This window comes from Nonomuraea sp. LP-02, assembly GCF_036289125.1.
Taxonomy (GTDB): domain Bacteria; phylum Actinomycetota; class Actinomycetes; order Streptosporangiales; family Streptosporangiaceae; genus Nonomuraea; species Nonomuraea bangladeshensis.
On sequence record NZ_JAXCLK010000001.1, the window covers coordinates 3,411,955 to 3,431,661 of the forward strand.

Genomic DNA, 19,707 nt, shown 5'->3' on the forward strand with positions numbered 1-19,707 from the left:
CCAAGGGACGGCCACTTTCAAGAAGACAGCCACCTCCCGGAGGACAGCCGCCCCCCAACTGACGGCCGCCTTCTGAGGGGCGGCCGCCTTGCGGCGGACGGCGGCGAGGGGCGGCCCGTGGCGGCCGGTGGTGAGCGCGGCGGACGCGCGGGCGGGCGGCTGCGCGGGCTGTTGTCCGCCCTGGCGCGGTTGCGGCGGGCGGGTGACATCCCGGTCGTCGTGATGCTGGCGTGGGCGGGCTGGCTGGCCGTTCCCTGGTCCTTCTCCGGCCTCGCCCAGGCGAGGGCGGCGGCCGCCGCCGCTGCCGCCGACGCCGAGCCGCCCCGGCTCGAAGCGCTCGCCACCGGCACCGCGCCCCCGTCCGCCGGCGTTGCGCGCGCCGCGTGGGGGCTCCCCGCCGTCTCCACCCCGCACCTCCCGACCGTGCTCCCGACCGTGCTCCCGGCGGCTCCCGCCCCGGCGGAGGCCACGGTCCCGCCGCGCCAGGCGATCACGGCCGAGCGGGCGCGGATCGCCGGGGAGGTGCACGACGCCGCCGGTCACGGCCTGGCGGCGATCGCCATGCAGGCCGGTCTCGCGCTCGTGACCCTCGACGACGACCCCGAGCAGACGCGGGCCTCCCTGCGGGCGATCAAGGAGACGAGCACGGCCGCGCTGGCCCAGCTCCGCGCCGCGCTCGACGGCATCGACCCGCCCGCGGGCGACCTGGCGGCCCTGATCGACGGCGTACGCGCCGCGGGCCTGCCGGTGGACGTCGAGCCCGCGGGACTTCCCGTCCCTCCGCAGCTCCGGGACACCGTCTACCGGGTGGTCCGCGAGTCCCTCACCAACGTGCTGCGCCACGCGGGCCCGACCCGCGCCCTGGTACGCGTGACCGACACCCCCACCGCGTACGTCCTGGAGGTGGCCGACCGCGGCCCCGGCGCCGGGCACGCCGCCGAGGGGCGCGGCCTGCGGGGCATGCGCGCCCGCGTCACCGAGGAGGGCGGCCACCTCACCGCCGGCCCGCGCGAGGGCGGCGGCTTCCAGGTGACCGCCCGCTTCCCCCACCCGCCGGATCAGGGACAGGCATGACCGACCACGGACCGGGCGCGGACATCCGGGTCGCGATCGCCGACGATCAGGCCGTCGTCCGGATGGGCCTGCGGGCGCTCCTGGAGCGGGAGCCGGGCATGGAGTGCGTCGGCGAGGCCGTGGACGGCGCGGCGGCCCTGGCCCTGGTCCGCGGGACGCGCCCCGACGTGCTGCTGCTCGACATCCGCATGCCCGGCATGGACGGCCTGGCCGCGCTGCGGGCGATGGCGGAGGACCCGGAGCTGCGCGGCACCAAGATCGTGGTCGTCACGACGTTCGCCGTCGACGAGTACGTCTTCGCCGCCCTCCAGGCCGGCGCCAGCGGCTTCGTGCTCAAGGACAGCGCCCCCGACGAGCTGGTCAACGCCGTACGGGTGGTCGCCGCCGGGGAGGCGCTGCTGTCCCCGGCGATCACCAGGAAGGTCATCGGCCTGTTCGGCCGGCACGGCACGGAGCCGGTCGAGGGCATCGCCACGCTCACCCCGCGCGAGCGGGAGCTGGCGGCCTGGGTGGCGACCGGCCGGTCGAACGAGGAGATCGCGAAGGAGCTGGTGATCAGCCCCGACACGGTCCGCACCCACGTAAGCCGGGCCATGGTGAAGCTGCGCGCCCGTGACCGGGCGCAGCTCGTCGTGTTCGCGATGCGCGCCGGGCTCACGCTGCCGCCGGCCTGACCGGCTTGCGCAGGAACCCCTCGTAGTCGCGCTGCTGGAGCTGGGCCTCGATCTGCTTGACGGTCTCCAGCCCGACCCCGACCATGATCAGCACGCTGGTCCCGCCGAACGGGAAGTTCTGCTGCGTGCCGGGGTCCCGCAGGATCGCGAACGCCACCAGCGGCAGCAGCGCGAGCACCGCCAGGTAGACGGCCCCGGGCGCGGTCAGCCGGGACAGCACGTACGCCAGATGCCGCGCCGTCGGCCGCCCCGGCCGCAGCCCCGGCACGAACCCGCCGTGCCGCCGGATGCCGTCGGCCACCTCGTCCGGGTTGAAGGTGATCGACACGTAGAAGTAGGCGAAGGCGGCGATGAGCAGCGCGTACGCGCTCATGTAGAGCGGGTGCGCCCCGGCGGCGAGGTTGCGCTCGACCCACGTCTGCGCCTGTCCGCCGAGCAGCGGCGCCGCCAGCGCGGGCAGGTAGAGCAGCGACGAGGTGAAGATGACCGGGACGATCCCGGCCTGGTTGACCTTGAGCGGGATGTACGCGCCGCCCCCGCCGTACGCCCGCCGGCCCACCGGCCGCGCGTACCGGATCGGGATGCGGCGCTGCGCCTGTTCGACGAAGATCACGGCCGCCACCAGGAACAGGCCGGCCACCACCATCACCACGGCCCCGGCCGGCGTCAGCACGAAGATCTTCGACATGTACCCGGGGAAGACGGCCACGATCTGCGTGAACATCAGCAGCGACATGCCGTTCCCGACCCCCCGGCCGGTGATCAGCTCGCCCAGCCACATGACCACGCACGCCCCGGCCACCATGGTCACGACGATGACGGCCGACGGCAGCAGCCCGTCGTCCCGCAGCAGCGGCCGGGGGCAGCCGGGCAGGAGCCCGCCGCCGCGGGCGAGCGCGACGACCGTGCCGGCGTTCAGTACGGCGAGGGCGACGGTCAGGTAGCGGGTGTACTGGGTGATCCTCGCCTGCCCGTTCTGCCCCTCCTTCCTGAGCGCCTCCAGGCGCGGCACCACCACGGCGAGCAGTTGCATGACGATGCTGGCGGTGACGTACGGCATGACGCCGAGCGCGAACACCGACAGTTGCAGCATCGCGCCCCCGCTGAGCATCTGCGCCAGGTCGAACAGCCCCCCGGAGGCCGACCCGGCGCACGAGCGCACCACCGCCACGTCCACCCCGGGCGCGGGCACCACCTGCCCCAGCCGGAACAGCGCGATGATCGCGAGCGTGAACAGCAGCTTCCTGCGCAGCTCCGGAATCCGGAACGCCCTGGCGAAGACGGTCAGCATGGTCACCGAGTCTGTCCGCCGCGCCGGGGCCGGGTCGTCCGCCGGGACGAGGCTCCGGCGTACGCGGATCCGCGTATCCCGTAGGTTGATCCCCATGACCGCGGTGTGGGTGATCAGCGGGCCGCCGGGCGCGGGCAAGTCCACGGTGGCCGCCGAGCTGCTGGCCCGCCTGTCCCCCGTGCCCGCCCTGCTCGACAAGGACACCGTCTACGGCGACTTCGTGGCCGAGGTCCTGCGCGCGCACGGCCGTCCCGGCGGCGAGCGCGAGGGCCCCTGGTACGACGAGCACGTCAAGCGCTTCGAGTACGCCGGCCTGACCCGGCTGGCCCGCCAGATCCGCGGCCACGGCTGCCCGGTGCTGCTCGACGGCCCGTTCACCACGCAGGTGCACGACGCGGAGCGGTGGGCGGCGTGGGTGGCGGAGCTGGGCGGCGCGCCGGTGCGCCTGCTGTGGGTGCGTTCGGACGGCCCGACGCTGCGCGCCCGCCTCACCGCCCGCGGCCACGCCAGGGACGCCGGCAAGCTGGCGGACTTCGCCCGCTACCTGCGCGACATCCGCGTGGACGAGCCGCCGGCGGTGCCGCACCTGGAGCTCGACAACCGGCCCGGCGCGCGGCCGATCACCGACCAGCTCACCGCCGCGGGCATCCCTCAGCCCACGCGGTAGTCGTCGTCCCGCGCGTCCAGGATCGCCATGTGACCCGGCAGGTGGCCGATCGCGTACTCGACGCCGCTCGCCATGACCGCCGCCTGCGGCGTCACCCCGCACGCCCAGAACAGCGGCACCTCGCCCTCGCGCACCTCGACCGCGTCGCCGAAGTCCGGCCGGGCGAGGTCGCCGATGCCGAGCCCGGCGGGGTCGCCTGCGTGCACGGGCGCGCCGTGCACGCGCGGGTAGCGGCCGCTCACCTCGACGGCGGTCCCGACCAGCTCCTCGGGCACCGGCCGCATCGACACCACCAGCGGCCCCGACAGGCTGCCGGCCGATCTGCAGGGGACGTCCGTGACGTACATCGGCACGTTCGTCCCCAGCTCCAGGTGCCGTACGGGCACCCCCGCCGCGAGCAGCGCCCCCTCGAAGGTGAAACTGCAGCCGATGAGGAACGGCACCAGGTCGTCACGCCACTCCGCCGTCACCTCGCCGAGGTCGGCCACCGGCCGGCCGTCGCGGTAGAGCCGGTAGCCCGGCAGGTCGGTGCGCAGGTCGCCGCCGAACAGCGCGGTCGACCACGCGCCCGGCTCCCCCACGTCGAGCACCGGGCACGCCTGCGGGTTGTGGTGGGCGAACAGCAGCAGGTCGTACCGGAGCGCCGCGGGCACGGCGATGAGGTTGGCCTGCGTCCAGCCCCGGCACCAGCCGGCGGTGGGCACCCGCTCGCCGGCGCGGAAGCGCTCCCGCGCCCGTTCGGGGCTCAGTTCGGCGACGTTCTCCACCCTTCGACAGTAGGTCGGCCCTGGTCATGCGGTCCACCGCACGGACGGGCGTGAGGGCCGGGTTTTCCGGGGTAGCGGGTGTCGCCGTGCGGCTCGATGTGAACCTCCTCGACTATGTGCTCATCGCCCTCTACTTCGTGACCGTGCTCGCCATCGGCATCGCGGCCCGCAAACGGATCAGCTCCAGCCTGGACTTCTTCCTGGCCGGGCGCGGCCTGCCGGCGTGGATCACCGGCCTCGCCTTCGTCTCGGCGAACCTGGGCGCGATCGAGATCCTGGGCATGGCGGCCAACGGCGCCCAGTACGGCGCGATGACCGTGCACTACTACTGGATCGGCGCGGTCCCGGCGATGGTGTTCCTCGGCATCGTGATGATGCCCTTCTACTACCGCTCCAAGGTGCGCAGCGTCCCCGAGTTCCTGCGCAGGCGGTTCAACGGCGCGACGCAGCTGCTGAACGCGATCACGTTCGCGGTGGCGCAGATCCTCATCGCCGGGGTGAACCTGTACGCGCTGGCGCTGGTGATGGAGCTGCTGCTGGGCTGGCCGCTGCCGGTGTCGGTGGTGGTGTCGGCGGTGATCGTGCTGTCGTACATCACCCTGGGCGGTCTCTCCTCGGCCATCTACAACGAGGTGCTGCAGTTCTTCGTCATCCTCGCCGGGCTGATCCCTCTCACCGTGCTCGGCCTGATCAAGGTGGGCGGGATCAGCGGGCTGGCCGACAAGATCCGCCAGGGCCCGCTCGGCGAGCCCGGCCTGCACACCTGGGCCGACACCGCCGGCCAGAACCCCATGCAGGCGCACTGGATCGGCATCGTGTTCGGGCTCGGCTTCGTGCTCTCGTTCGGGTACTGGACGACGAACTTCGCCGAGATCCAGCGGGCCCTGTCGGCCAGGAACACGAACGCGGCCCGGCTGACGCCGATCGTGGCCGCGTTCCCGAAGATCTTCATCCCGCTGGTGACGGTGCTGCCCGGCATGATCGCGCTGGTGCTCTTCAGCGACCTCGGCAAGGGGCAGGCGTACAACTACTCGATCCCGCTGCTCATGCAGGACCTGCTGCCGAACGGCGTGCTCGGGATCGCGGTGACCGGGCTGCTGGCCTCGTTCATGGCCGGCATGGCGGCCAACATCAGCGGCTTCAACACCGTCTTCGCCAACGACATCTGGGCGGCGCACGTCCGTCCCGGCCGCGACGACCGGCACTACCTCAAGGTGGGCAGGATCGCGACCGTGGCCGGCGTCGCGCTCGGCGTCGGGACGGCGTTCATCGCGGCCGGCTACTCCAACATCATGAACTACCTGCAGGCGCTGTTCTCGTTCTTCAACGCGCCGCTGTTCGCCACGTTCGTGGTCGGCCTGTTCTGGCGGCGGATGACGCCGTGGGCCGGTTTCTGGGGACTGCTGGCCGGGACGCTGGCCGCGTTCGCGTCGTACGTGCTGTATAAGGCCGGGGTGATCGACTTCGGCACCGAGCTGAACGCCAGCTTCTGGGGCGCGGGCATCGCCTTCGTCGTGGACGTGCTGGTGTCCGTGGTGGTCACGCTGGTCACCACGCAGAAACCGGAGGCGGAGCTGCGCGGGCTGGTATGGGGGCTCAGCGCGGTGGACCTGGAGGACGACGCGCTGGCCGGTGACCGCAAGTGGTACCGGTCGCCGGTCGTGCTGGGCGTGGGCGCGGTCGTGCTGGCCGCCGTGATGTACGGGGTGATTCTGTGAGCGACATCCGCATGGTGATCGGCGGGCTGTTCCTGGTCTACGGCGTGATCCTGATCGTCGCCGGCGTGCTGGGCGAGGCGGTGAACCTCTGGACCGGGCTGGCCATGGCCGTCTTCGGCGGGCTGTTCGTGGCCTGGGCCCGGGCCCGCCGCATCTGAACGGGCCCGGACCGCTGATGTCAGTACTCGACCTCGAAGGTGTGCGGCCCCAGCCCGTACCCGTCGCCCCGGGGGACGACGTACCCCTCCTCGATGAGCGTCGCCAGGCTCGCCCGCAGCTCGTCCTCCTCCAGGCCGGAGATGTGCACCAGCGTGTCGAGCCCGGCTCCGCCCGTCTCGACCGTGAGGGAGGCGACGGCCTCGTACACGTGGATGTCGACGTCGGACAGTTCCTGGACGTCGTGGCCCTCGGTCATGATCGCTGCCTCGCCCCCTCACGCAGCCGCTCGGGATCCACCTCCCGGTCCGGGTACCTGCGCAGGTACTCGGACTCCAGCTCGTTCGTACGGGAGGTGTGGCGGGACAGTGCGTCGTCGGAACCGTGGAAGAACGTGTCGCTCCGGGTGAGGTGGAGCTGGCGCAGCTCGCGGATCAGGTCGTCATCGCTGAGCTGGGCCGGATCTATTCCCATCGTCGTCATGGGATCCCCTCTACCCCGGAGTCCTCCGACAATATCTGTCACAATTCCTGACATTTAGGCATTGTCTGTAAGATGCCGCCGCTTTACCTTCCCGTTATGGACCTCGAGCTCCGGCACCTCAGGATCGTCCGCGCGGTCGCGGACGCGGGAAGCGTGAGCAAGGCCGCGTTGACGCTCGGGCTGGCACAACCGGCCCTGACCGCCCAGCTCAAGCGCATCGAAAGGGTGCTCGGCGGCGCCCTGTTCGAGCGCGACCGCCACGGCGCCCGGCCCACAAGGCTCGGCGAACTCGTCCTCGCCCGCGCGCGGGTGCTCCTCCCGGCGGCCAAGGAACTGCAGGACGAGGCCGTACGCTTCGCCCACGCCCCGACCCCTGGCTACCGCATCGGCGCCACGAACGGCCCGATACTCGGCGGGCTGGTGGACCGGCTGGCGGCGGAGCGGCCCGTCTCGACGTACACGTCCTGGTCGAGCCACGAGCTGACCAGCATGGTCGAGCTCGGCCGCCTCGACTACGTGCTGACCGGCGCCTGCGGCGACTCCGGCACCCTCACCGGCTCGCTCGTCTGGGACACCATCAGCCTCGACCCCGTCTTCTGCCTCGTCTCCGAGAACCACCCCGCCGCGAAGGAGAAGGAGGTGGAGCTGTCCGACCTCGCCGACGAGCACTGGGCGGGGACGCCGGGGGACAGCTGCTTCGCCGACTGCTTCGCGATGGCCTGCGCCCGCTCCGGCTTCACCCCGGTGACGATCTACGAGACGGACGTGCCGACCTGCACCCACCTGGCGCAGGTGGGCCGCGCCGTGGTCCTCTGCCAGGCCACCCACCAGCCCGCGCAGGGCCTGGTCATGGTGCCGCTGGCCGGCGCCCCGCTGCGCTGGCGCCAACTCCTCGGCCGCCACCCGACGGCGGCGGACGCCGCATGGGTGCTCACCCAGGCCAAGGAGGCCCATCGGGACGCGATAGGCCGCAGCCCTACGTACAGCGACTGGCTCACCCGCAACCCGACCTACGGCACCACCCCCTGACCCCGCCCGCACCCTGCCAGCGTCACGAGCCCCCGCTCACCACAAACTCCCACCCCGGCGACCACCGTCCCCCCGCTGCCACCTCCGCCATGGGCCGCCCGTTGCACACCCCGTAACCACACCCCCGAAGCCGCCGATCGACCCTGATCTCTTCCACCCCATCGAACGCGATCTCCACCGTCTGCACCGCCCGCCGCCGCATCCCGAGCCCGACCGCCTCCACCCGCCCCGAGCGGACAACTCCCCCGGCAACCACCCGGTCGCCACCCCGGTCTCGTTGTCCACGGTGGTGGAATGCGTCTCGTACACGACCCGCACGTTCGTCCCTCCTGATGATCGCCACCGCCCCCGGAACATGGAATGATGTCTGCGGAGACCCCTCTCCCCCCGGCCCATGGCACCCACAACCGGTCCTGATGCTCTAGCCTTAGCCATGCACCCGGCTCAGCATGATCCACTCAGGACCGCGCCACAGCCACACAACTGAATCCAGGGGGCGGTAGCTCAGCCGGTCAGAGCATCGGACTCATAATCCGTGGGTCGTGGGTTCAAGTCCCACCCGCCCTACTCACCAATACCACGTTCGACCTGGGGTTTCTCGGTCTTCGCCGAATCTGATCTCGCTGTTGATCATGGCTGGTTGCTCGATGGTTGCTCGTCGGCACGGGTTGTGTAACGTGGTAGATCGTTTGAACGCCACTGTCACGACAGACCTCAGCGACGGTCAAGAGAAGATCGAGCCGGAACACCTGCACCGGCACCCGCTCGGCCAAGCCACGGCAGTCATGCGGTCAGCTCTCGGCTCCTGAGCATGTTCCCCCAGCCTTGCCTCGCGGGCGAGCAGATTTTTGATCCTCTGGTTCGCGCAGTCCCAAGCAGGCTGTCCGTGTACGACCTCGTTGCGGGGGTCCTAATGACGCAGCCCCAGACGAGTGGAGTTGTAACCCTCTCGGTTCTGGTGAGGTACGGCCGCGAGGGCCGACCAACGAGGTCGTACGCGGGCACAGGCTTAGAGCTCCTGACGCAATGAGGTCAGGCGTCGTCAGCAGATGAGTGCGCAGGCCAGTTTGAGGAAGGCCTCGTGGATGTCGGCGCGGATCTCCCAGCGGATGCGCAGGCGGCGGAAGGCGTGCAGCAGGGCGAAGGTCTGCTCGACGACCCAGCGTTGTTTGCCCAGGCCGGAGCCGTGCTCGGTGCCGCGTCGGGCGATCAGCGGGCGGATCTGCAGCTCGCGCACCAAAGCGCGGTACTTGTTGTGGTCGTAGCCGCGGTCGGCGAGCACGACGTCGGGACGCTGGCGTGACCGGCCGCGCTTGCCGTGGACCTTCGAGATGGCGTCCAGCAGCGGGCGAAGCTGGGTGACGTCGCCTGCGGTTGGCGCCGGTCAGGATCACCGCCAGCGGGATGCCGGTGGCGTCGGTGATCAGGTGGTGCTTGCTGCCGGCCCGTCCGCGGTCGACCGGGGACGGGCCGGTCTGCGCCCCCTTTTAGCGCTCTGATCTGCGAGGAGTCCACCGCGGCCCGGGAGAAGTCGAGTGCGGCGGCGGCCCGTAACTGATCGAGCAGGACCTCGTGGAGCTGCTGCCAGACGCCGGCCTTGTTCCACTCGGCCAGGCGCCGCCAGCAGGTCATGCCTGAGCCGTAGCCCAGTTCCTGCGGCAGGTGCTCCCAAGCTATCCCGGTGTGCAGCACGAACAGGATGCCCTGCAACGCCAGCCGGTCATCCAGCCGCTTGCGCCCAGGATGGCGGAACCTGCGCTGATGCTGGGGCAGTAGCGGCTCGATCGCCGCCCACAGCTCGTCGCTGACCTCCCATGGCTTCAGCTTGGCCACCCGGCGCTCTTGGTCGGAGTAGGGGCGTCCTGCACCCCGGCCCATGCCGTAGGCGTTCTGCGGCACGAACCTGGCCGGGTAGGGCAGATGGAGGTCCCCGTGTTCGGGGTGGGACAGCAGGGGCCCAGTGGTGGTTGTCGGGCAGGTCGCCCTTGCCGTCATGCGGGGCGGTGGTCGCGATCGCGTACACCTCGCCGCCCAGGAGTCGGCCAGGACGGACCGCGGCCACCCCCGTCGCGGCGGCCGTGCCCAATGGGTCAGCCGCCAGGTAAGACAGGCGTGACATTTCATGCGTGCGGCGCTTCAATGGCTCGATTATGGACGATGCCGAAATGGCGGCGGAGCGGGTGATCTCGCCCGTCCTCGTCGGCCGGGACTCTGAGCTGCGGCGGTTGCGGGCGGCGGTGCGTCGTCCCCCGGCCGTCGTCATGATCGAGGGCGAGGCCGGCATCGGCAAGACGCGGCTGGTCAGCGAACTGGCCGCCGAGCTGCGTGACCGCCCGCCGCCCGTCGCCGAGCCGCCTGACCGGCCGCCGCTCGTCGGTGGGTGCCCGCAGATTCGGGAGCCGTTCCCGCTCGGGCCCGTCATCGAGGCGGTGCGCGGCGCGGCCGGGAGGTTGCCCGAGGGCGGCCTGTCGCCGGTGACCGGCGCGCTGCGCCCGCTGCTGCCCGAGCTCGCCGCTGTCCTCCCGGCAGAGCCCGGCCCGCTGGACGACCCCGCCGGGCTGCGGCATCGCGTGTTCCGCGGGCTCGCGGAGCTGCTCGCCGCGCTCGGCCGGGCCGTCCTGGTGCTGGAGGATCTGCACTGGGCCGACGAGCAGACGGTCGAGTTTCTCGGCTACCTGCTCGCCGACCCGCCGCCCGGGCTCGTCCTCGTGCTCACGTTCCGCGGTGAGGAGGCTGGTCCCGGGCTGCGGGCGCTCACCGCGCGGTTACGTCCTGAGCTCGCCCATGCCCACCTCGTGCTGGCCCCGCTGGACGCCGCCCGGACGAACGAGCTGACGGCCTCGATCCTGGGCACCGCGCAGGTGTCGGACGAGTTCGCCGCCTACCTGTGCGAGCGTACGTCGGGCCTGCCGTACGCCATCCAGGAGCTGGTCGCGCTGCTGCGGGCCCGCGGCGTCCTGGTCCAGCGCGGTACCAGGTGGGCGCGCAAGACGCTCGACGAGCTCGGCGTACCGGCCGGGGTGCGCGACTCCGTACTGGAACGGGTGCGCGGCCTGAGCGCGAACGCGCAGGCGGTGGCGGAGGCCGCGGCGGTGCTGCGGGTGGCCGTGCCGGTGCCCGATCTCGTGGCCACCTGCCGCGTACCGGAGCAGGACGCCCACGAGGGCCTGGACGAGCTCCTCGACCGCGGCCTGTTCGCCGAGCACGCCGGTACGGCGGGCTTCAGGCACGCGCTGGCCGTCCAGGCGGTGTACGGGAGCATCCCGCTGCCCAGACGCCAGGACCTGCACGTCCGCGCGGCCAAGGCGGTGGCGCGGCAGAATCCCACGCCGCTCGGTCAGATCGCCCACCACCACCGTCACGCCGGCCAGCACGACGCGTGGGTGGACGCCGCGGAGAAGGCGGCCGACCAGGCCGTGGCCCTCGCCAACGACGCGGAGGCCGAACGCCTGCTGGAGGCGGTCCTGCGGCACGCGCCCCTCGACCCGGAACGCGAGGGCAGGCTCGCGGCGAAACTGGGCTGGGCGGGCGGTTACGCGCTGGGCGCCGACGAGCTCATCGGCCTGCTGCGCGCCGCCGCCGCCCGCCAGCCGCCCGGACCGATGCGCGGCGAGCTGAACTACCTCATCGGGCTGAAGCTGGAGGCCGGGGGCGCCGCGCCGGAGCTCACCCGCGGGGCCATGATCGAGGCGGTCGCCGATCTCGCCGACCGCCCGGTGCTGGCCGCGTACGCGATGGTGGGCCTGGGCATGCCGAGAACCCCCGGTGTCCCGCTCGCCGAGCACCTGCGCTGGCTCGACCTGGCGCTCGAACGGCTGCCCGAGATCGCGGAGCCCGAGCGGCGCATCTCCGTGCTCGGCAAGGTCGCCATGGTGCTGACCCTCGTCGGCGACCCGCGCGGGGCGAGCCTGACCGGGCAGGTCGAGGCGCGGACCGGCGGCCGTCCGACGAACCGGTGGGAGGTGGTGGCCTACGACTCGATCGGCGAGGTCGCCTGCCTGGCCGGGCATCACGACACCGCGTACCGCCTGCTGGACGCCGCGCTGGCCGAGGCGGCCGAGCACGACGTCACCGGCCTGACCGAGTCCAGGTGCCGGTTGAACCTGGCGACGCTGGCGTACTGCCGGGGTTCCTGGGACGGCGTGGCGGACGAGCTCGAAGTGTTGCGCGTGCGCTTCGCCGACCTGCCCAGTTACCGTCTCACCGCCGACACCGTGGCCGGCTGCCTGGCCCTGGCGCGCGGGCGGGCCGACGGTGCGCGGCTCGAAGACCTGGTGCGCGCGAACCTGGAGACGGGCGCGGCCGACGTGCTCGCGCTGCCGGTGAGCGCGCTGCTGCGGCTGGCCGTCGTACAGGGCCGGGCCGAGGAGGCCGTGGGGCGTACCGGCCAGGCGTTCTCGTTGTGGGCGGCCAAGGGGCTGTGGCCGGTGGGTGTGCGCGCGGTTCCGGCGCTGGTCGAAGCCCTGGTGGGGCTGGGCAGGGCCGAGGAGGCCGGGGAGCTGGTGTCACGTCTCGAAGGCGAGCTCGTCGCGCTGGACGCGCCGCTCGCGCGGGCGGCGCTCGGCCATGCGTGGGGCTTCCTGTCCGCCGACGCCGTGCGCTTCATGGACGCGGCGGCGTCGTACGACCGGCTGGGGGCGCCGTACGAGGCGGCGCAGGCGCGCGAGCACGCGGCCGGGCTGCTGCTCACCGAGGGTGACGAGCAAGGGGCGTCGATGCTGGAGGCCGCCCTGCACGCGTACGGCGGGCTCGGCGCCGCCTGGGACCTCGACCGGGCGGGCCGGTTGAGCAGGCGCTGGGGCCTGCCCGTACCGGCCCGGCATCGCGGCGGCCCGCGCGGTTACGGGTCCGCGCTCTCCCCCAGGGAGGACGCGGTGGCCAGGCTGGCCGCCACCGGCCTGACCAACAAGGAGATCGCCAAGGAGCTGTTCCTGTCGGCCAAGACCGTGGACAAGCACCTGGGGTCGGCCATGCGCAAGCTGGGCCTGCGCTCCCGCGCGGGGCTGGCGCACCGCCTCGACGCCTGACTATTGGGGTGTTTGCCCCATAGGTAGCCATCTGTCGCTCCTGTGACGCTAGGCGCATGCCCGAAGAGCCCGATCCGAAGGACGAGCAGGACACACCCGAGCCCGAGGCCGAACCCGAGGCGGAACTCGAAGAGGGCTGGGTCGACGCATGAGGAGAGAGGCAGAACCCCCGATGCCAACCACCAGAAGGCGGCCGTGGCCGCGCGTGTTAGCGGGCGCGGCCGTAACGGCACTGGCCGCGGGCCTGCTCACCCCGGCGACGGCCCTCGCCGCGCCCGACGAGGGCGACACCGGCGTCGTCACGCTCCCCGGCGCCGCCGGCGGCGAATGGAACCTCACCCTGATCACCGGCGACACCGTCCGCCTCGCCAGGGACGGCGACGGACGCTACACCGCGACCCCCGAGGCCGTCCGCCGCCCCGACGGTCACACCCCGTTGTTCCGCAGCGAGGCCGGCCCGGAGGGGATCTTCGTGATCCCGGACGACGCCCAGCCCGCCCTCGACGCGGGCGTCCTGGACCTCAAGCTGTTCGACGTCCGCTACCTGGCCGAGAACGGCTACGCCGACGGCACCGCCGACCGCCTGCCGCTGATCGTCCAGTACCAGGGCACCCAGAAGAGCACCGCCCGCGCCCTGCCCGACAGCACCACCACCCGGTCGCTGCCGAGCATCCACGGCGCCGCGCTCACGGTCGACAAGGCGAAGGCGGACGAGTTCTGGGCCACCCTGCGCGACTCGGCCAATGGCAGGACGAAGCTGGCCGGCGGCGTCGGCAAGGTCTGGCTGGACGCCAAGGTCAAGGCGGACCTGGCCGAGAGCGTGCCGCTGATCGGCGCCCCCGAGGCGTGGAAGGCCGGCTTCGACGGCTCCGGCACGACGGTCGCCGTGCTGGACACCGGCGTCGACGCCACCCATCCCGACCTGGCCGGCCGGATCGCCGACAGCCGCAGCTTCGTCGAGGGCCAGGAGGTGGCCGACCACCACGGCCACGGCACCCACGTCGCCGCGACCGTGGGGGGCTCGGGCGCGGGCGCGCACGGCACGCGCAAGGGCGTCGCCCCCGGCGCCAGGCTCGTCATCGGCAAGGTGCTGGGCGACTCGGGCTCGGGCGACACCTCCGACATCATCGCCGGCATGGAGTGGGCCGCCATCGAGGAGAAGGCGAAGATCGTCTCGATGAGCCTCGGCGGCAACCCCACCGACGGCACCGACCCGCTGTCCCAGTCCGTCAACGACCTGAGCGCCTCGACGGGCGCGCTGTTCGTGGTCGCCGCGGGCAACGACGGCCCCGGCAAGGAGACGATCGGCGCGCCCGGCGCCGCCGCGTCCGCGCTGACGGTCGCCGCCACCGACAAGTCCGACCGGCTCGCGAGCTTCTCCAGCCGCGGGCCGAGGGCCGTGGACGGCGCGCTCAAGCCGGACATCGCCGCCCCGGGCGTGGGCATCGTCGCCGCCCGCGCCGCCGGAAGCTCGCTGGGCAGCCCGGTCGACGCCCTCTACACCAGCCTGAACGGCACCTCGATGGCGACCCCGCACGTCGCGGGCGCGGCCGCGCTGCTGGCCCAGGAACATCCGTCCTGGGACGGCCGGCGGCTCAAGGCGGCGCTGATGTCGACCGCCAAGGACGCCGGATACTCCGCCTACGAGCAGGGCGCCGGCCGCGTCGACGTGGCCAGGGCCGTCTCCCAGGCCGTCGTCTCCACCACGCCGAACCTGGATTACGGCGTCATCCCCGTAGACGTGAACGACACGGTGGACAAGACCGTCACCTACGCCAACGACGGCGCCGCCGAGGTGACGCTGACCCTCGCCGCCACCCTGGGCGAGGCCAAGGACGCGCTGACGTTCAGCGCCCCGTCGGTCACCGTCCCGGCGGGCGGCACCGCGTCCGTCACCGTCACCCTGCGCCCGGACGGCCTGCCCAAGGGCGGCTACACCGGCGCCGTGGTCGCCACAGGCCCGTCCGGTACGCACGTCACGACCCCGGTGGGGCTGCGCCGAGGGCCCAAGAAGGTGCCGTTGACCGTGCACCTCATCGACAGGTACGGCAACCCGCCCTCGCCGGTGGTGAGCTGGGTGGACGCGAGCGCAGTCGACGTCCCCGACACCTACGGCGTCAGCTCCGGCGAGTTCGTCGGCGACGGCGTCTACCGCTACATGGTCGAGCCGGGCACCTACAGCGTCCAGGCCGGCATCCAGCACAACACGACCGACAGCGGGCCTCCTCCGGTCGCGCAGCTGTACGACCCCGAGGTGGTCGTGCCGGAGGGGGGAGCCGAGATCACCCTCGACGCCCGCAAAGCCGTGCTGCTGCGCGTCCAGACGCCCAAGCCGATCGACTGGCGGCACGCCAGAGGCACCATCTCCTTCGTGCGCACGGCATGGGACGGCACCGCGGTGTCGTCCGGGAACATGGGCGCCCTCGGCATGAACGACTGGTACATCAGCCCCACCAAGAAGGTCACCAAGGGGAAGCTGCTGTTCTCGATGCAGGCCACGGCCGCCAACCCGCAGCTGGCCGTGCGCGCCGTGTCCCCGCGGAAGTACGCGATCGACGCCAGAACCTATGAGTACTTCGACCGCGGGCTGAGCTTCGACCTCGGCTGGGACATCCCGTTCCCGGCCGGCACCCGCCGCTACGACCTCGCGTACGTCGGCGGCGGCGCGAACCCGCAGGGCGACCTGCGCGGCAAGCTCGCGCTGATGACGATCGACCCCGATGACACCTGCCTCATCGAACTCGAGCGTCTCCAGGCGCTGAAGGCCGCGGGCGCCGCCGGGGTCGTGCTCTTCGCCAACCGCGTGTACCCCGGCTGCTCGATCCCCACCTGGCCCGGCGGGGGCGAAAAGCCGGAACTGCCGGTGGTCCAGATCTTCAAGGCCGTCGGCGACCAGCTCCGCGCCCAGCTCGCGGACGGCCCGGTCACGCTGGAGATCACAAACCACCCGATCATCGACTACACCTACCAGCTCCTGAAGTACGAGGACGGCAGGGTCCCCGACCCCGTCTACCGCTTCACCGACAGCCGCCTGCGGGCCGTGGACACCGCGTACCACACGCCGATGAGCCTCGACGACCAGATGGAGATCTGGCACAGCCGCAAGCCGCTGGAGCGGGTCACGTTCTCGACGGCCTTCCACTTCGCCGCCCCCTCCAGGCGGATCGAGTACTTCAGCCTGTCCGGAGCGGACACGCTGCGCGAGGGGACCGTCAGCGGCACCGACACGAAGACCTGGGGACTGGCGACGACGATCGAGAAGCCCGGCAGGGAGACCAGGCGCTGGGGCACCGGCCCGGCCACCCCGGGCGGCATGGTGATCCCGGAGGTCCCCGGCGTCGAGCAGAAGGTGTTGTGCGCGATGTGCCGGCGCGGCGACACGTTCCTGCCCGCCTACACCTTCGTGACCGGCGACGGGCGGCTGGCCATGACCGGCGGCAGCGTCAACACCAACGCGAAGCTGTTCAGGGACGGCAAGGAGATCCCGCGCGTCGCCGGCGCCGCGTTCCCGATGTTCACGCTGACCAAGGAGGAGGGCGTCTACCGGCTCGAACAGAGCGGCTCGGGCTCCGTCAACGCCTGGACCTTCCACTCCAGGGCCCGTGACGAGGACACCGTCCCGCCCACGACCGACTGCCACCCGACCATGGGCTCGTCCGGTTCGTGCAACCCGCAGCCGCTGGTGTTCGTCGGCTACGACCTGGGTGACACCCAGGCCCTGGACACCTCCGTACGGGCCGGTGGCCGGCACACGTTCCAGATCGACGTGACCCATTCCCCGTCGGCCGAGCGGATGCCGGCCGTCGCGGGGCTGAAGCTGGCCTACAGCACCGACGATGGCCAGACCTGGAAGGACGCCAAGGTCCGCCGGGTGGGTACCGGCGTCTACACCACCACACTCACCTACCCCGCCCTCGCGGATACGAAGGGCGCCGTAACCCTCAAGGCCGAAGCCTGGGACACCGAAGGCAACAAGGTCGAACAGACCACCACCCGCGCCTTCCCCTTGCGCTGACCCCTGGACCCGAATCCGTGCCCGCCACCCACCCAGGGTGGCGGGCATGCACAGCTTCAAAACTCATCACATAGGGCCTGAGCTGGGTGTTCTCCGGGGCAGCCGTACGGCGCGTACCCACCGCTCAGTGAACTGGGCGTCTCGGTCGCGGATGAGGAAGCGAGAGGATCTGACCCGGTCCCCGAGGTCCATGAGCAGGTTGCGGGCCTGCTGAACCGTCCAGGCTCCCGTCGGGTGGGCGGTGCGCCTGAGCCCGCAGGAAGGTCCTCCACGAGGTGTCGGTGCTTCGCGGAGCCGGGCCCGCACCGCTGCAGCTCAGGGGCGGGTCTGCCGGTGCCGGTGGGCCAGGACGAGCCAGGCCGCGAGGGCGGCGAGCGCCGCGAGGACGATGACGCCGATCCGCAGCACGCTCCCCATCGCGCCGTCCCCGTCCGTCTTACCCGCCGCGCCCGCCGCGGCCTCGTGCAGGTGAGCGGGTGCGGACGCCTGGCCAGGAGCGGGGGCGGCCGTCGTACCCGGTGCGGGAGCGGTCGTCGAGCCCGGCGCGGGCGCGGCGGTCGGGCCCGGTGCCGGCGTGGTCGCCGCCACCGGCGCGGCGACCACGCCGGCCTTCACCTTCACCGTCTTCTTCGCCTTGGCCGGCTCGGTCGCCCTCACCGTCACCCGCCACTCGCCGCTGGGCAGCGGCTCGGCGGAGCGGTAGAGATTCTGGCCCTCGCCTGCCGACCGGAGCGGGACCGGGCCGAAGGCACGGCCGTCGGACGAGGTAGCGGTCAGCGTCGCCGCGACGATCTCGGTGACGGGATGGCCGTCCTTCTCGTACGTCACGAGCACGTTGACGTTGTCGGCCCCGTCACCCGTCACCTCCAGCTTGATCGGCCCGCCGTGCGCGTGGGCGGCCGGTGCGCCGAGCACCAGCCCGGCCCAGGACAGCAGGAGGGTCAGGACGTAGGCCGATGTCTTCTTCACGGAACATGGCTCCCTTGCGATTCGATGCCGGCGCCCGGGCCGGTTGACGGCCGCCACCTCTGAGGGCGGGTGACGGGACTCACGCCTCCTGCGACCTGCCCTCACGGGCGAGCCTGATCAGTTCTTCGATGCGCCTGCGGCGCCGCGCGGCGTTCAGCCGGAGGGCGAAGAAGGCGAGGACGAGCAGGACGACAAGGCCGAGCTGCGGCCACGGCAGCGCCCAGACCGTGGTGGCGACCTCCGCTGGCCGCACGGCGACGTCCGGCACCGCCGCACCGGCGAGGGAGGGGACCGCCACGACCGTCGTACGGACCGGCCCCAGCGGCCAGGCCTCCACCACCCGCGCGACGTACGTACGGCTGCCGCCCGGCATGAGCTCCCTGGCCCTGGCCGCGGACGGGTCGCTCCAGGAGTTCTCGGTGAACAGCGTGGACGACAGCACCCGGTTGTCACTGACGAACCGGATATTTCCGGCATTGGCCACCGTGTACGTCACCTCGACCGTCCCAGGGACGAAAGGATTCCACGAGCCCGTGTACTCCGCCCGCACCCCGCTGACGGCCACCTTGGCGACGTAGTCGCCGGTGACCCGGATGTTCAGGCGGACGCCCACCCGGTTCTGGACCCGTACCTGCCCGGAGACCGTCTCCAGGGACGCGGTCACTCCGGCGGGATGGTCGCCCGGCGTCGCGTTGCCGGGGATCGACACCGTCACCGGCACGACGGAGGTGGCACCGGCGGCGACGGTCACCTTCTCGGGCACCGTGATCCACGAGCCGCCGTCCACCGGCGCGACGTCCGACGGCCGCATGTCGAAGTAGCCCTTGGAGGTCAGGTAGCCGTCGTTGGCGTCGATCCCGAACTCGACCGGCTCGGTGGAGCGGTTGATGACCGCGACGTGCTCGACCACCTGCCCGCCGCCGGGGAGTTCGAGGTCGATGACGCTGCGGCCGTCAGGCCCGCCCGCGTTGGCCGGCACGACCGACCAGGTGGTGTCGGCGTGCGACGGGGCCGCCGGCCCCACCAGGACGGCGGCCGGCAGGGCGGCGAGGACGGCGAGGCGGGCGAGGACGCCTCGCGCACGGTTGATGGTCAACAGAGGATGTCTCCAGTCTCGTCGTCGTGGCCGCCCGGAACCCCGCAGGGTCCCGGGCGGCGATGGCGTCCCGCGCCCCGGAAAATGGCTCAGGACTGGTTGAACAGGGAGAGCGTCAGGGTCGAGTGGTACTCGCCGGCGGCGACGTCGGTGGGCGTGCGCAGCGCCAGGTCGGCGTTCACCTCCCAGGTGCCGATCTCGTCGGCGGAGTTCGCCGTGGACACCAGCAGCTCCTGGCCCTGCAGGCCGACGGTGGGCGCTCCCGAGCCGTCGGAGATGACGCTGGAGACGGGCTCGCCGGCCGCGACCGCGCCGGTCGAGGAGTCGCTCAGCAGCCGCGGCCGCCAGCCCAGGTACTGCGGGCCGATGGGCGGCGCGGAGCCGTCCGTCGCGGTGAACTCGCCGGCCTGGCCCACGACCGCCCAGAAGTCACCGTCGGGGATCTCCCCGGGATCGCGGGTGTCGGTCACCGTGACCGTCGGCAGGGTGCCGACGAACTGGCGGGCGGCGGCGTCGGAGCCGCTCTCCTGCAGGGCCACCCCGCCGTTGTCGGCGACGGTCATGGACACCTGGCCGGTAGTGGTGCCCGGCTCGATGGTCACCGACACGTCGATGCCGTCCTCGGGATCGTCCTCGGCCACGGCGGGACCGGCCAGGCCGGCGCCGGCGAGCGCGACACCGACCACCGCGGCGGCGAGCAGCCGCGCGGCCTTGTTGATTCTCATGTGATCGCTCCATCTA

General features: G+C 72.3%; 15 protein-coding genes, 1 tRNA gene and 1 pseudogene. 9 read left to right on the forward strand and 8 right to left on the reverse strand.

Going from position 1 to position 19,707, the window contains the following annotated elements; genetic code table 11:
* The first annotated feature begins 117 nt into the window (after positions 1 to 117).
* Both SMD20_RS15910 and SMD20_RS15915 read left to right on the forward strand, forming a co-directional pair.
* The gene (locus SMD20_RS15910; RefSeq protein WP_329581189.1) at positions 118 to 1,074 is read left to right on the forward strand and encodes a sensor histidine kinase; all 957 of its coding nucleotides are present in this window, start codon (positions 118 to 120) and stop codon (positions 1,072 to 1,074) included.
* A complete protein-coding gene (locus SMD20_RS15915; RefSeq protein WP_329581192.1) occupies positions 1,071 to 1,748 on the forward strand; it encodes a response regulator transcription factor in 678 nt (225 codons plus the stop codon). Before SMD20_RS15910 ends, SMD20_RS15915 begins: the two co-directional genes overlap by 4 nt.
* Here SMD20_RS15915 and secY read toward each other — a convergent pair.
* Positions 1,729 to 3,039, reverse strand: a complete 1,311-nt coding sequence (gene secY, locus SMD20_RS15920; RefSeq protein ID WP_329581195.1) for a preprotein translocase subunit SecY — start codon at positions 3,037 to 3,039, stop codon at positions 1,729 to 1,731. The genes SMD20_RS15915 and secY overlap by 20 nt on opposite strands.
* 94 nt (positions 3,040 to 3,133) lie before the next feature.
* Between secY and SMD20_RS15925 the strand changes: the two genes are divergently transcribed.
* The gene (locus tag SMD20_RS15925; protein ID WP_329581198.1) at positions 3,134 to 3,706 is read left to right on the forward strand and encodes an AAA family ATPase; all 573 of its coding nucleotides are present in this window, start codon (positions 3,134 to 3,136) and stop codon (positions 3,704 to 3,706) included.
* Here SMD20_RS15925 and SMD20_RS15930 read toward each other — a convergent pair.
* Positions 3,691 to 4,473: a putative hydro-lyase gene (locus SMD20_RS15930; RefSeq protein WP_329581200.1), complete on the reverse strand. Its 783-nt coding sequence runs from the start codon at positions 4,471 to 4,473 to the stop codon at positions 3,691 to 3,693. The two genes, SMD20_RS15925 and SMD20_RS15930, sit on opposite strands and share 16 nt — an antisense overlap.
* Positions 4,474 to 4,559: 86 nt before the next feature.
* Between SMD20_RS15930 and SMD20_RS15935 the strand changes: the two genes are divergently transcribed.
* Positions 4,560 to 6,191 (forward strand): sodium:solute symporter family protein, encoded by a 1,632-nt coding sequence (locus SMD20_RS15935; protein ID WP_329581203.1) that lies wholly within the window; start codon positions 4,560 to 4,562, stop codon positions 6,189 to 6,191.
* Positions 6,188 to 6,349 carry a hypothetical protein gene (locus tag SMD20_RS15940; protein WP_329581205.1) on the forward strand — a complete coding sequence of 54 codons (162 nt, stop codon included), beginning with the start codon at positions 6,188 to 6,190 and terminating at the stop codon, positions 6,347 to 6,349. The genes SMD20_RS15935 and SMD20_RS15940 overlap by 4 nt, the downstream gene beginning before the upstream one ends.
* A 20-nt stretch (positions 6,350 to 6,369) precedes the next feature.
* Here SMD20_RS15940 and SMD20_RS15945 read toward each other — a convergent pair whose 3' ends face one another.
* Complete coding sequence (locus SMD20_RS15945) at positions 6,370 to 6,606, reverse strand: hypothetical protein (protein WP_329581208.1); 237 nt, start codon at positions 6,604 to 6,606, stop codon at positions 6,370 to 6,372.
* A complete protein-coding gene (locus SMD20_RS15950) occupies positions 6,603 to 6,830 on the reverse strand; it encodes a DUF6158 family protein (protein WP_329581211.1) in 228 nt (75 codons plus the stop codon). Before SMD20_RS15950 ends, SMD20_RS15945 begins: the two co-directional genes overlap by 4 nt.
* A gap of 96 nt (positions 6,831 to 6,926) precedes the next feature.
* On the opposite strand from SMD20_RS15950, the gene SMD20_RS15955 reads away from it, so the two are divergent.
* Both SMD20_RS15955 and SMD20_RS15960 read left to right on the forward strand, forming a co-directional pair.
* Positions 6,927 to 7,859, forward strand: coding sequence for a LysR family transcriptional regulator (locus SMD20_RS15955; RefSeq protein ID WP_329581213.1), 933 nt, complete (start codon positions 6,927 to 6,929; stop codon positions 7,857 to 7,859).
* 493 nt (positions 7,860 to 8,352) lie between these two features.
* Positions 8,353 to 8,426, forward strand: a tRNA-Ile gene (locus tag SMD20_RS15960).
* A 475-nt stretch (positions 8,427 to 8,901) separates the two neighbouring features.
* Here SMD20_RS15960 and SMD20_RS15965 read toward each other — a convergent pair.
* Positions 8,902 to 9,737: pseudogene (locus tag SMD20_RS15965) on the reverse strand (IS5 family transposase).
* 272 nt (positions 9,738 to 10,009) lie between these two features.
* Here SMD20_RS15965 and SMD20_RS15970 point away from each other — a divergent pair.
* Positions 10,010 to 12,886: a helix-turn-helix transcriptional regulator gene (locus tag SMD20_RS15970; RefSeq protein ID WP_329581216.1), complete on the forward strand. Its 2,877-nt coding sequence runs from the start codon at positions 10,010 to 10,012 to the stop codon at positions 12,884 to 12,886.
* A gap of 172 nt (positions 12,887 to 13,058) precedes the next feature.
* Positions 13,059 to 16,901, forward strand: coding sequence for a S8 family peptidase (locus tag SMD20_RS15975; RefSeq protein ID WP_329581218.1), 3,843 nt, complete (start codon positions 13,059 to 13,061; stop codon positions 16,899 to 16,901).
* Positions 16,902 to 17,216: 315 nt separating this feature from the next.
* Here the strand turns inward: SMD20_RS15975 and SMD20_RS15980 are convergent, their stop codons facing one another.
* From SMD20_RS15980 to SMD20_RS15990, 3 genes are all read right to left on the reverse strand, one after another.
* Positions 17,217 to 17,870, reverse strand: a complete 654-nt coding sequence (locus SMD20_RS15980; protein ID WP_329581221.1) for a hypothetical protein — start codon at positions 17,868 to 17,870, stop codon at positions 17,217 to 17,219.
* A 79-nt stretch (positions 17,871 to 17,949) separates the two neighbouring features.
* Complete coding sequence (locus SMD20_RS15985) at positions 17,950 to 18,966, reverse strand: COG1470 family protein (protein ID WP_329581225.1); 1,017 nt, start codon at positions 18,964 to 18,966, stop codon at positions 17,950 to 17,952.
* Between the two features lie 89 nt (positions 18,967 to 19,055).
* Positions 19,056 to 19,691: a hypothetical protein gene (locus tag SMD20_RS15990; RefSeq protein WP_329581227.1), complete on the reverse strand. Its 636-nt coding sequence runs from the start codon at positions 19,689 to 19,691 to the stop codon at positions 19,056 to 19,058.
* Positions 19,692 to 19,707: the final 16 nt, after the last annotated feature.